This is a genomic window from Pseudomonas sp. ASL4, from assembly GCF_056680395.1.
Window position 1 is genome coordinate 4,457,149 of sequence record NZ_CM155280.1, and the last position, 12,431, is coordinate 4,469,579.

Sequence of the window (12,431 nt, forward strand, 5' to 3'; positions counted from 1 at the left end):
GGGCAAGCCTCGCTCCTACAGGGTTTACGCGATCCCTGTAGGAGCGAGGCTTGCCCGCGAAGAGGCCGGCCCCATCAACGCAAGTGCTGGCTCAGCTCGCTTCGTTAAGAATCAAACTCCGGTAATGCCCCGGATTCGACCCTGACCACTTGCGAAACGCCTTATAAAACGAACTCGTATCGGCAAACCCTAACCGCGCCGCAATCTCGGCAAAGCTGATCGAAGGTTCTGCCAGCCAGACGATGGCCAATTCCTTGCGCACGCTGTCCTTCAGGCCCTGCCAAGTCTGCCCTTCTTCAGCCAGACGCCGCCTCAGGGTCGAGGCCGACATACACAGTTGCTGGGCCAAAGCCTCGGTTTCCGGCCATTGCTCGGCGGGCAGTTGTCGCAGATCGTGTTTGATCCGGCTGGCCAGGCTTTCCGGGTCGCGGTATTTGACCAGGATATTGGCCGGTGCGTGGGCCAGGAACCGTTTGAGTTCTTCCGGGCTGCGCTTGATCGGCAGGTCCAGGCAATCGGCGGCGAAAATCATCCGCGTGCGGGGACGGTCGAAGCGCAGGTTCTCGGAAAACATCACCTGATAGTCATCGCAGAAATCCGGCGCCGGGCAGCGCAGTTCGATGGCCAGAATCGGAATCCGCCGCCCCGCCAACCAACAGGCGACGCCGTGGACGATCATCCAATAAGTGAAATAGGTAAAGGCCCGGCGCGGGTCCTGCTCATCTTCCAGCAAGACGATTTCGGCCAGGCTTTGCTGGTGCACCAGTTGCGCGGGCAGGTGTTCGAGCATCAACGACAAAAAGCTCAGGCCCGAGGTGAGCCCAGCGGCGAGGTTCGGTTGGACCATGGCGCAGCGGCACAAGAACTCAAGGCTGCCGGATTTGAGCTGGCGCGGGTCCATGCCGAAAAACTCATCGTCCCCGCGCCGGGCCAGCAGACGCCACAACCGTGCATACGCGGTGGCCGGGACTCGGGCGTCGGGCGAGTTTAACAGCGCCGGATCGATACCGACTTTGTGCAACACCTCTTCGGTGGCAGCCCCCGGGGCGCAACTTTGCAACAGGGCTTCACGCACCAGTTGAATGGCGATGGTGTCTTTTTCCGACATTTAGCGGGGTGAGCCTTGTTCTTGGAGTGGTGGGCATATTAGCCCAGCGCAGATCCCTGTGGGAGCGGGCTTGCTCGCGAAGACGGAGTGTCAGCCAACATCAATGCCGACTGACACAACCCCTTCGCGAGCAAGCCCGCTCCCACAAAGGACGGAGGTGATCTTTTGAGCCGTTCAGCTTAGGTTCAGATAAAAGTCAATCAGACTTGTTTGAGAATGAGTGTCATTATGTTACAAATTAGCATCCTCTCTAACGACACCACGGTGCTGAATGCTTGTTCCCTTTCTGATCATGCTGCGCGAAGGCATTGAAGCCGCGCTGATCGTTGGCATCATCGCCAGCTACCTCAAGCAAACCGGCCGCGGCCAGTGGATGCCTGCCGTGTGGATCGGCGTGTTCCTCGCCGCTGCACTGGCCTTGCTGGTTGGTGGTGGCCTGGAACTCATGAGCGCCGAATTCCCGCAGAAACAACAGGAACTGTTCGAAGGCATCGTCGGTTTGGTGGCTGTCGGCATCCTCAGTTCCATGGTGTTCTGGATGCGCAAAGTTGCGCGTTCGATCAAGCATTCCCTGCATGTCTCCCTCGATCACGCCTTGGCCGGCTCCAAGCATCAGGTCACCGCGCTGATCGCTATGGTGTTTTTCGCCGTGGCCCGGGAAGGTCTGGAAACGGTGTTCTTCCTGCTCGCGGTGTTTCAGCAGAGTGAAGGCCCCGCCGCACCGATCGGCGCCCTGCTCGGCCTGATTCTGGCGATCATCGTTGGGTTCCTGATCTACACCGGTAGCATGCGCCTCAACCTCGGCGCGTTCTTCCGCTGGACCGGTTTGTTCATCCTGGTCGTCGCCGCCGGCATCCTCTCCAACTCGGTGCAAGCGCTGCATGAAGCGGGCGTCTGGAATCACCTGCAAACCGTGCTCTTCGACTTCAGCGCCACGCTGCCGATGGACGGCCCGCTGGGCTCGGTGCTGGCCGGCATGTTCGGTTACCAGGACGCGCCGACCGTCAGCACCCTCGGGGCGTATCTGATTTATCTGGTGGTGGCGCTGGTGATGTTCTTCCTCCCGGCTGCCGAGCCCACCAAGCAAGCAACTTCCGTTTCCAGCCAGTAAGGGCTTTCATGTCAACGCCTACTCCTCCCGTGGCTTTCCCTCCCCGCGCGTTGCGCTGGGCGGTGGCCGGTTCGGTGATCGTGATGATTGCCGCCGGTGGCCTGTTCTACTACGCCTCGAAAATGGCCGCTGCCAAGCGCCAGACCAACCACGACGAAGTGGTGGTGAACATTCACCCTAAAAGTTGCGAACCGAATGCGCTGACGGTCCCGGCCGGGCGCAGCAGTTTCCGCATCGTCAACCGCTCCGACCGTGCCGTGGAATGGGAAATCCTCGACGGCGTGCTGGTGCTCGAAGAACGGGAAAACATTGCGCCCGGCCTGAGCCAGGTGATCAACGCCAACCTGGCGCCCGGCGACTACGCGATCACCTGCGGTTTGCTGAGCAACCCGCGCGGCACCTTGCACGTGACCCCGACCGCCGCCTCAGATGCCGCCGCCAAGGCGCGTCCATCGATGGTCGCGTTTATCGGTCCGCTGTCGGAATTCCGTGTGTACCTGAGCAGCCAGAGCAGCGCGCTGATCAAAGCCGTGACCGCCCTTGAACAAGCCATCGAAGCCGGCGATCTGAGCCAGGCCCAGGCCCTTTACGTGCCGGCCCGCGCCGCTTATCAACGGATCGCCCCGGCCGCCCAGCGTCTGGCCGAGCTGGACAATGCAATCAACGCCCGCGCCGATTACTTCGAGAAACGCGAACAGGACCCGGCCTTCGTCGGTTTCCACCGCCTCGAATACGCACTGTTTCAGCAACGCAAACTCGACGCCCTGGCGCCGGTGGCTATGCAATTGATCATCGACATCACCACGTTGAAACAGCAACTGCTCGCGCAGTCGCTGCCGCCGGAGCAACTGGTGAGCATTGTGGTGCGCAATCTCAAGAGCATCGCCGAAGTGCGCGCCAGCAGCGGCGAAGAAGAACGCTACAGCCACACCGACCTGAACGGTTTCGCCGCCAACCTCGATGCCGCGCGCAAAGTCGTCGACCTGCTGCGGCCATTGCTGACCAAGTCCGCCGCCGACCTGTTGCCGAAAATCGACGCGGCCCTCACTGCTTTCGACGCCGAACTCAACGGACTCAAGGTCAAGGATGGCTACGCCAGCTACGACACGGTCAGTGCCGAGCAGCGCAAGCAAATTGCTGACAAGGCCAAGGCTTTGGCCGACGTACTCGATGGAATCGATCCAGCCCTCGGCCTTTCCGGCCTTTAAGCAGAAGACGCCTTTTACATGAAAGATTTAGAACAGTTTTCAGCCCAGCGTCGCCGCGTATTAATGGGCATGGGCGCCGCCGGTGTCGCATTGGCCGGCACTGCATTGAGCTGCCCGGCGATGGCCGCCGCCAGCCCTGCACAGGTTACCGAAGCACCGAGCAGCGACAAGACCGAAGACCGCCACGATTTCCATGGCAAGCACCAGACCGGTATCACCACCCCGCGCCCGGCGTCGGGCATGTTGGTGTCGTTCGATGTGTTGGCCAGCGATCGTGAAGACCTGGAGCGACTGTTCCGCACCCTCAACGAGCGCATCGCGTTCCTGATGAAGGGCGGCGAAGTCACGCAGGTTGATCCGAAACTGCCGCCGGTGGATTCGGGGATTCTCGGCCCGGTGGTCACCCCGGACAACCTGACTATTACGGTGTCGGTCGGCGAGTCGTTGTTCGACGAGCGCTTCGGCCTGGCCAGTGCAAAACCCAAGCGACTGATCCGCATGGTCGGTTTCCCCAACGATGCCCTGGAAGCCGATTGCTGCCACGGTGACTTGAGTTTGCAGTTCTGCTCTAACACCACCGACACCAACATCCACGCCCTGCGTGACATCGTGAAAAACCTGCCGGACCTGCTGCTGGTGCGTTGGAAGCAGGAAGGCAGCGTACCGCCGCAAGCCCCGGCAAAACCCGGTGTGCCGGCGCAGAGCGCGCGCAACTTCCTTGGTTTTCGCGATGGCTCGGCCAACCCCGATTCCAACGATGGCAAAGCCATGGACGCGATCGTCTGGGTCCAGCCTGACAGCGATGAACCGGCCTGGGCCGCGAATGGCAGCTACCAAGCCGTGCGGATCATCCGCAACTTCGTCGAACGCTGGGACCGCACGCCATTGCAGGAACAGCAAAGCATCCTCGGTCGGGTCAAGAGCACCGGCGCGCCCATGGGCTGCCAGCACGAAACCGAAGTCCCGGACTACGCCAAGGACCCTGAAGGCAAGCTGACCAAGCTCGACGCGCACATTCGCCTGGCCAACCCGCGCACCGCCGAAACCCAGGCCAACCTGATCCTGCGCCGGCCGTTCAACTACTCCAACGGCGTGAACAAGAACGGCCAACTCGAAATGGGCCTGCTGTTCATCTGCTACCAGGCTGACCTGCAAAAAGGCTTCATCACCGTACAAACCCGACTCAACGGCGAGCCGTTGGAGGAATACCTCAAGCCAGTGGGCGGCGGGTACTTCTTCACGTTGCCGGGTGTGACGGGCGACAAGGACTTTATCGGTCGCTCGCTGCTGAACGCTACACAACCAACAACAAACGCATAACAACCCCCAACACGGTACCGTCCCATGAAAAAGTCGCCACTCGCTTTACTGCTGACCCTTGGCTTGCTCAACACCCCGTTTTCGGCTTTCGCGGCGACGGCGCCGCTGGATCTGGTGGGGCCAGTCTCGGACTACAAGATCTACGTCACCGAACAACTGGACCAACTGGGCAGCCACACCCAACAGTTCACTGATGCAGTGAAAAAAGGCGACCTGGCCACCGCGCAAAAGCTCTACGCACCGACCCGCGTTTACTACGAGTCGATCGAGCCGATTGCCGAGCTGTTCAGTGACCTGGATGCGTCCATCGACTCCCGTGTCGACGACCACGAAAAAGGCGTGAAAGCCGATGACTTCACCGGTTTCCACCGCATCGAATACACCCTGTTCTCGGAAAAGAGCACCAAGGACCTGGGCGCGCTGGCGGACAAGCTGAACAATGACGTCAAAGACCTGCAAACCCGCGTTGCCGGCCTGACCTTCCCGCCTGAAAAAGTCGTTGGCGGTGCTGCTGCACTGCTGGAAGAAGTCGCTGCCACCAAGATCTCCGGTGAAGAAGACCGTTACAGCCACACCGACCTGTATGACTTCCAGGGCAACATCGACGGCGCGAAGAAAATCGTCGACCTGTTCCGTCCGCAGATCGAGCAGCAAGACAAAGCCTTCGTCGCCAAAGTCGACAAGAACTTCGCTGCTGTGAACAAGATCCTGGCCAAGTACAAAACCAAGGATGGCGGTTTCGAAACGTATGACAAAGTGAAAGAGGCTGACCGTAAGGCGCTGGTTGGCCCGGTTAACACCTTGGCTGAAGACTTGTCGACGCTGCGTGGCAAGCTGGGTCTGAACTAAATATCGGCGTTGTTTGCGAAAAGATCGCAGCCTCCGGCAGCTCCTACAGGGTGTACACCCTCTAATGTAGATACCGTCTTGAATCTCACCGAGCAAGCGCAAATTCAGGGTCATATGGCTGGCCCGATTTGAGCACTGCGTAAACGTAATGCAGCAGCTTGCGCATGGCAGCACAGATGATCTGCTTGGGGGCCTTGCCGTTGGCCTTCAGGCGATCTTTCATGGCGATTATTGCTTTGTTGTGTTGCAACGCGACCAAGCCCGGCATGTATAGGCCTGCGCGCAAGCGCGCTGAGCCGATCTTCGAGATCGGGCTGCGGCCCTTGAGGAGCCCTGATTCCTGGAGTTCTGGATTCAGGCCAGCAGCCGCGACAAGTTTTCGAGGGTCGTCGTACTTGCGCAGGTCGCCCAGCTCAGCCAGCAACCGCTCAAGCGTTTTCTCGCCAATGCCGTCGATGGTCACGACCAAGTCGCGCATCTGGCGCATGTCGGGGTCGTCATCGATATGTTTTTTGATCGCCTTGTGGGTTTCAACGATTTCTTTTTCGATGTGGCCAATCACCGAGTTGATCGACTCTTTGACCTTTTCGTCGGACACGTCCAGACGATTACGCTCCATTTGCTCCATCTCTTGAAGGTCATCCAGGCGACGAACCATGGCCTTCAGTTGGCGGAACTTCAGCGGTTCCGGAGCCCAAAGCTTGAGCTTTTCATTTTTTTCTTTAGCGAAGTCGGCGATCAGCTTGGCATCACTCTTGTCGGTTTTGATCCGACGTAACTCGCTGCCCGCATACGCGTGAGTCGTGGCCGGATTCACCACGCAGACCCGATAACCCTTGTTGTAGACGAACTCGGCGAGCTCCAGATGATAGACACTGGTCGCTTCCATCACGATCAGGGTCGAAGGCTCGGCCTGCTTCTGCAACCAAACTTCAAACTCTTTGAAACCCTTGGAATTGTTAGCCAGTTTGGCCTTGGTTTTATGCTTGCCATTTGGCAGATGTGTAGCGATATCAAAGGTGTTTTTAGCGACATCGACGCCGACGAAACTGGACATAACACTCTCCCAATCAGATCAATTGCGATCATCACTGCACTCTGTCCGACCTTGCGAATGCGGGCTCTAGCCAGAGGCGGGCCCAAGATACCGTTCGAACTATACGAGTGAGTGCGGAGGGTTGGAGCACGATCTACGTCACAGGCAAAAAGCCTAAGGAGCTGCACGGCTTCCAGGTCCCTCCCTCGATGATCAGTCGAGAACTATCGCTCCTGACGGAGCAATAGTCGAGATACAAGGAGCTGCCGGAGGCTGCGATCTTTTGCTTTTTGGGCTTACAACATCCGGTAGAGCAATCGCTCGATCCGCACTCGGCTCACCCGCTTGAGAAACTTGGCCACCGCCCCCGGGTATTCCGGCAGGGTTTCCAGGTCCAGGTAACGCTCGATACGCCGGGTGTTCTCGAAGATCTCCGCCAGCTCTTTGCGGCGCGGCTCCATCAGCTCGCTTTTCGGGTCATCAATCAGCAAGGCGTTTTCCAGATCGAGACGGAACGCCCGCGGGTTGAGGTTGTTGCCGGTCAGCAAGGTGTAGCGCTGATCGACCCACATGCCCTTGAGGTGATAGGTGTTGTCGCCATCACGCCACAAATGCAGGTTCAACTGGCCGCTGTCGATGTTGTGCTGATGACGCTTGGCAAAGCGGCGCAAGCTGATCTCGTAGAGGTACGGCAGCGCGGCGATCACCTTGAACGGCTCGCTCGGCGGGATGTAGAAGTCGTTGGCGGTCTTGTCGCCGACGATGATGTCGATCTTCACCCCACGTGCCAGGGCCCGGTTGACTTCCCGGGTCACCGCCAACGGCAGGTTGAAGTACGGCGTGCAGATGGTCAGCTGATGCTGGGCGCTGGCGATCAACTCGCAAATCACCCGGCTCAGCGGATTGTTCTTGCCGACGCCGAGCAACGGGCTGACCGACAGTTCACCTTTGGCGGTGCTGCCTTGGGTGGTGTCGTAGGTCGCGTGTTTGAGACGGCTGCGCAGGTCGCCGATGTCGTTGCGCAGGCTGCGGGTGGTCGGCAGGTTCGGCAGGTCGAGGCGATGCACCGCTTTGGAGGCGATCAGGCCGTGCTGGATCAGGTGCTGCATGGAATCGGCCAGCGCGCTGTTCTGCAGCAGGTGATAACGGTCGTAGCGGTACTTGTCGAATTTGTGCAGGTAAACGTTGTTCAGGCTCGCGCCGCTGTAGATCACGCAATCGTCGATCACCAAACCCTTCAAGTGCAGCACACCGAACAGCTCGCGGGTTTGCACCGGCACGCCGTACACCGGGACTTCGCTTGCGTGAGTGCGGGTCATTTCCTGATACCAGGCCGAGTTACCCGGCTGCTTGCCGGCGCCGATCAAGCCACGCTGGGCGCGCAGCCAGTCGACGACCACCACCACGTCCAGTTCCGGACGCGCCAGTTTGGCGGCGTGCAAGGCATCGAGGATTTCCTGGCCGGCTTCGTCCTGCTGCAAGTACAACGCGACGATATAAATGCGCTGGGTCGCCTGGGCGATTTTCTCAAGCAGGCAACGACGGTACTCGGCGGCGCCGGACAGAATGGTCACGGCATCGGCGGTCAGCGGAAAACTGCGCAGTTTGGGCAGCAGAGAGCGTTTGAAAAGCGACGGCATAAGGCTCGCAAAAAGTTCGAATCCGAAGAACCCGAGAGCTTACACCATGTGTGGGTTTGGGTCTTCTCGGTGTCAGTAATACCGCCATCGCGAGCAAGCTCGCTCCCACAGGGGGAATGCATTTTAAATGTGGGAGCGAGCTTGCTCGCGATGGCGATTTCATGTGCGATGCAAATACCTGCTTGACCAAGGAGAACGATCGTTCTACTGTTTGTCGCATGAACGAAATCACTAGCAACGACACACGCGACATCATTCTGGACGTCACCGAAAAGCTGATCTACAAAAGTGGCATCGCAGCCACCGGCATGGATCTCCTGGTGAAAACTGCCGGCGTCTCCAGAAAGAGTATCTACCGCTACTTCGCCAACAAGGAGGAGCTCACCGTCGCGGCCCTGCAACGCCGCGATGTGCGCTGGATGCTCTGGTTCAGGACTGAAGTCGATAAAGCCGCGACCCCGGCCGACCGGCTCCTTAACCTGTTTACCGTGCTCAAGGCCTGGTTCGACTCGGAAGGCTTTCGCGGCTGCGCCTTCATTAACACCAGCGGCGAAACCGGCGACCCGCAAGACCCGGTTCGGCTGGTCGCCAAAGAGCATAAACAAAAGCTGCTCGACTACGTGCGCGAGCTCTGCACCGAACATGGCGCTACCGACCCGCAGGCATTGGCCCAACAGCTGCTGATCCTGATCGATGGTGCCATTACCGTTGCGCTTGTGATGGGTGATCACAGTGCCGCCGATAATGCGCAATGCATGGCGCGAAAGTTATTGGACCTGTAACCGCTTAATCAAGCCCGACAACTTGCTTGAACTTTACTTTGAGAAGGAGACATTTAAATGTCATCTAATGCCGAAGTTCGTCCGCCATTACCGCCATTCACCCGTGAATCGGCCATCGAAAAAGTTCGACTGGCCGAAGACGGCTGGAATTCCCGCGACCCGCAGCGCGTGTCCCTGGCGTACACCCTGGACACTAAATGGCGGAACCGCGCCGAGTTCGCCAACAACCGCGAAGAAGCCAAGGGTTTCCTGACCCGTAAATGGGCCAAGGAGTTGGATTACCGACTGATCAAGGAACTCTGGGCCTTTACCGGCAACCGCATCGCCGTGCGCTACGCCTATGAATGGCACGACGACTCGGGCAACTGGTTCCGCTCCTACGGCAACGAAAACTGGGAGTTCGATGAGCAAGGCCTGATGTTCAACCGTTACGCCTGCATCAACGACCTGCCGATCAAGGAAAGCGACCGTAAATTCCATTGGCCGTTGGGACGTCGTCCGGACGATCACCCGGGCCTGTCGGACCTCGGTCTGTAATTCCACACAGCTCCAATGTGGGAGCGGGCTTGCTCGCGAAGAGGCCGTGTCAGTAGACATTAATGTCGACTGACACACCGCTTTCGCGAGCAAGCCCGCTCCCGCAGGGGTTTGTGGTGTTTAGGCGATCGCAGCTTGCTGCTTCACGCCGGCCTTGGCCTCTAGCTCACGCACCAACGGCAACACGCGTTTGCCGAAGTACTCCACTTCTTCCTGGAAGTGCAGGAACCCCGCCAACACCAAATCCACGCCCACCGCTTTCAACGCCACAATGCGCTCGGCAATCTGTTGCGGCGTGCCGATCAGGTTGGTCTTGAACCCGTCGTTGTACTGCACCAGATCCTCAAACGTCGACTTGGCCCAATTGCCCTCGCCTTCCGGTGACGCCCTGCCCGCCTGTTTCGCTGCGTCGCCAAAGGCATTCACCGCTTCCGGATCGGCCTGGTCGATGATCTGCGCCAACACCGCACGCGCTTCCTCTTCGGTGTCACGGGCAATGACAAAAGCGTTCACCCCGACCTTCACCGAATGATTGTTCACCGCAGCCTTGGTTCGAATGTCGTCGACCTGAGCCTTGATGCCTTCGGGGGTGTTGCCGTTGGTGAAATACCAGTCCGACACCCGCGCCGCCATGTCCCGTGCGGCGCGGGAACTGCCGCCCTGGAAGATTTCCGGTTGACCCAGTGGCTTGGGCTTGAGGCTGTAATTGTCGAAGCGGTAGAAGTCGCCGCGAAAGGTGAAGTTGTCCTGGCTCCAGATGCCCTTGAGCGAGCGGATGAATTCTTCCGAACGGCGATAACGCTCGTCGTGCTCCAGCCAGTGCTCGCCGATTGCCTGGAATTCACCCTTGAACCAGCCGCTGACAATGTTCACCGCCACCCGGCCATTGGTCAGTTGATCGATGGTCGCCAGTTGCTTGGCCGCCAGCGCTGGTTGCCACGGGCCGGGCAGGATCGCGGCGATCACCATGAGTTTGGTCGTGGCCGCCAGCAGCGCGTGGCTGAAGGCAACCGATTCATGCTGGAACTCGGCGCCGTAACCGGCGGTGAAACGAATCTGGGTCAAGGCGTATTCAAACCCGGCCTCTTCGGCCAGTTGCGCCAGTTTGCGGTTGTAATCAATGCCCCAGTGGGTGCGTTGCTCGATCTTGCTGACTACCAGCCCGCCGCTGACGTTCGGCACCCAATAGGCAAATTTGACGGCTTGCTGACTCATAGGCTTGTCCTCGGGACTTTTGGGAAGTCCTTGGACCAGAGCAGCAACCGTGCCAGCACTGATTCCTTGTGGCGTATGACACTTGTGGCGAGGGAGCCTGCTCCCGCTGGGCTGCGCAGCGGCCCCAAAATATTGTGAGCGCTGCGCACTCAAGCGGGAGCAAACTCCCTCTCCACAGGAATGCCTTTTGCCATAGGTCGAGGGTGTGTCAGGGGCAATTTGCTGCTGCGCTGTTGGTACAGCAACAGTTCATACCTCGTTAAAACCTACATCCTCCAACAAACCATGGCCTGACAACTTCGGCATGGACCATGCAATCGCTCTTGGCAGACTCAAAGCCTTTTACTGCCGCCCCGAGGAACCGTCCCATGACCGAACACCACGTTATCAACCCCCTATCCACCGGCACCGACTACGAAACCCTGGCCGCACGCTTCCGGCCGATCTTCGAACGAATCGCCGCCGGCGCCGTTGAACGCGAACAAACCCGCAGCCTGCCTTACGAACCCATCCAATGGCTCAAGGACGCCGGTTTCGGTGCCATCCGGGTCCCGGTGGAATATGGCGGCGGCGGTGCTTCGGTCCCGCAATTATTTGAACTGCTGATCGAACTGGCCGAAGCCGATTCCAACGTCCCCCAAGCCTTGCGCGGACATTTCGCGTTTGCCGAGGACCGCCTCAACGCTGCGCCCGGCCCGGCTCGGGATGTCTGGTTCAAGCGCTTCGTGGCCGGCGACATCGTCGGCTGCGCGTGGACCGAAATTGGCAGCGTGTCCATCGGCGATGTGATCACCAAAGTCTCGCCCCACGGCGATCAATGGCGGCTCAACGGCGAGAAGTTCTACAGCACCGGCAGCATTTTCTCTGACTGGATCGACGTCTACGCCCAGCGCAGCGATACCGGCGGCGACGTGATTGCTGCGGTGCGCACCCGCCAGCCTGGCATTGTGCAGAGCGATGACTGGGACGGTTTCGGCCAGCGCACCACCGGCAGCGGTACGTCGCGGTTTACCGATGCCGAAGTGGACGCCGAAAACATCATCGACTTCGCCACCCGCTTCAAATACCAGACGGCGTTCTATCAATTGGTGCTGCTGGCGACCCTCGCCGGGATCGGCCGCGCGGCGTTGCGCGATGTGGCGCATCAAGTGCGCGAGCGCAAACGCATCTACAGCCATGGCAACGCCCAGCATGTCAGTCAGGATTCGCAAGTGCAGCAAGTGGTCGGGGAAATCTCGGCGTTGGTGTATGCCGCCGAGGCCAGCACGCTAAAAGCCGCACAACCGGCACAGCGCGCTTACGAGGCACGTTTCTCTGGTGATGAGGTGTTGGAGCGGGCGGCGAATGTTGCAGCAGAGATCGAATCGGCCAAGGCTCAAGTGGTGGTGACGGAACTGATTCAACGCGCTACCAGCGAACTGTTCAATGCGCTCGGGGCGTCGGATATTCGTCAGGGTAAATCCCTGGATCGGCATTGGCGCAATGCGCGGACGGTGTCGTCGCATAACCCGGTGATCTACAAGGCCCGGATTATCGGGGATTGGGAAATTAACGGGGCTGAGCCGCCGTTTGTGTGGCAGATCGGGAATGGGCCTCAGGTTAAGTGATGTATTGGCTGGGATGAT

Annotated in this window: 11 protein-coding genes; 7 read left to right on the top strand and 4 right to left on the bottom strand. The window is 59.3% G+C overall.

Annotated features, from left to right (window positions below; genetic code table 11):
• Window positions 1-91: 91 nt before the first annotated feature.
• Entirely contained in the window at window positions 92-1,108 is a 1,017-nt protein-coding gene (locus AC1MEW_RS20005) for an AraC family transcriptional regulator (RefSeq protein WP_201257224.1), read from the bottom strand.
• Window positions 1,109-1,379: 271 nt separating this feature from the next.
• Here AC1MEW_RS20005 and efeU point away from each other — a divergent pair, with 271 nt between their 5' ends.
• Genes efeU through efeO (AC1MEW_RS20025) form a run of 4 tightly spaced genes read left to right on the top strand, consistent with a single transcriptional unit; the run spans window position 1,380 to window position 5,596 of the window.
• Window positions 1,380-2,219, top strand: coding sequence for an iron uptake transporter permease EfeU (gene efeU / locus AC1MEW_RS20010; protein ID WP_201203747.1), 840 nt, complete (start codon window positions 1,380-1,382; stop codon window positions 2,217-2,219).
• 8 nt (window positions 2,220-2,227) lie between these two features.
• Window positions 2,228-3,427, top strand: coding sequence for an iron uptake system protein EfeO (gene efeO, locus AC1MEW_RS20015; protein ID WP_201203748.1), 1,200 nt, complete (start codon window positions 2,228-2,230; stop codon window positions 3,425-3,427).
• A gap of 18 nt (window positions 3,428-3,445) precedes the next feature.
• A complete protein-coding gene (gene efeB, locus AC1MEW_RS20020) occupies window positions 3,446-4,747 on the top strand; it encodes an iron uptake transporter deferrochelatase/peroxidase subunit (protein ID WP_201203750.1) in 1,302 nt (433 codons plus the stop codon).
• Window positions 4,748-4,771: 24 nt separating this feature from the next.
• Complete coding sequence (efeO, locus tag AC1MEW_RS20025) at window positions 4,772-5,596, top strand: iron uptake system protein EfeO (RefSeq protein WP_201203752.1); 825 nt, start codon at window positions 4,772-4,774, stop codon at window positions 5,594-5,596.
• A gap of 85 nt (window positions 5,597-5,681) precedes the next feature.
• Here the strand turns inward: efeO (AC1MEW_RS20025) and AC1MEW_RS20030 are convergent, their stop codons facing one another.
• Window positions 5,682-6,653: an IS110 family RNA-guided transposase gene (locus AC1MEW_RS20030; RefSeq protein ID WP_480423023.1), complete on the bottom strand. Its 972-nt coding sequence runs from the start codon at window positions 6,651-6,653 to the stop codon at window positions 5,682-5,684.
• Between the two features lie 275 nt (window positions 6,654-6,928).
• Window positions 6,929-8,272 carry a CDP-diacylglycerol--serine O-phosphatidyltransferase gene (gene pssA / locus AC1MEW_RS20035; protein WP_322268429.1) on the bottom strand — a complete coding sequence of 448 codons (1,344 nt, stop codon included), beginning with the start codon at window positions 8,270-8,272 and terminating at the stop codon, window positions 6,929-6,931.
• A gap of 218 nt (window positions 8,273-8,490) precedes the next feature.
• Between pssA and AC1MEW_RS20040 the strand changes: the two genes are divergently transcribed.
• Window positions 8,491-9,054 (top strand): TetR/AcrR family transcriptional regulator, encoded by a 564-nt coding sequence (locus AC1MEW_RS20040; protein WP_201205272.1) that lies wholly within the window; start codon window positions 8,491-8,493, stop codon window positions 9,052-9,054.
• Between the two features lie 57 nt (window positions 9,055-9,111).
• On the top strand, window positions 9,112-9,591 hold the full coding sequence (locus tag AC1MEW_RS20045) for a nuclear transport factor 2 family protein (protein WP_201203757.1): 480 nt from the start codon (window positions 9,112-9,114) through the stop codon (window positions 9,589-9,591).
• A gap of 120 nt (window positions 9,592-9,711) precedes the next feature.
• Here the strand turns inward: AC1MEW_RS20045 and sfnG are convergent, their stop codons facing one another.
• A complete protein-coding gene (gene sfnG, locus AC1MEW_RS20050; RefSeq protein ID WP_480423305.1) occupies window positions 9,712-10,806 on the bottom strand; it encodes a dimethylsulfone monooxygenase SfnG in 1,095 nt (364 codons plus the stop codon).
• A gap of 368 nt (window positions 10,807-11,174) precedes the next feature.
• Here sfnG and AC1MEW_RS20055 point away from each other — a divergent pair, with 368 nt between their 5' ends.
• Window positions 11,175-12,413, top strand: a complete 1,239-nt coding sequence (locus AC1MEW_RS20055; RefSeq protein WP_201257223.1) for an acyl-CoA dehydrogenase family protein — start codon at window positions 11,175-11,177, stop codon at window positions 12,411-12,413.
• Window positions 12,414-12,431 lie beyond the last annotated feature (18 nt).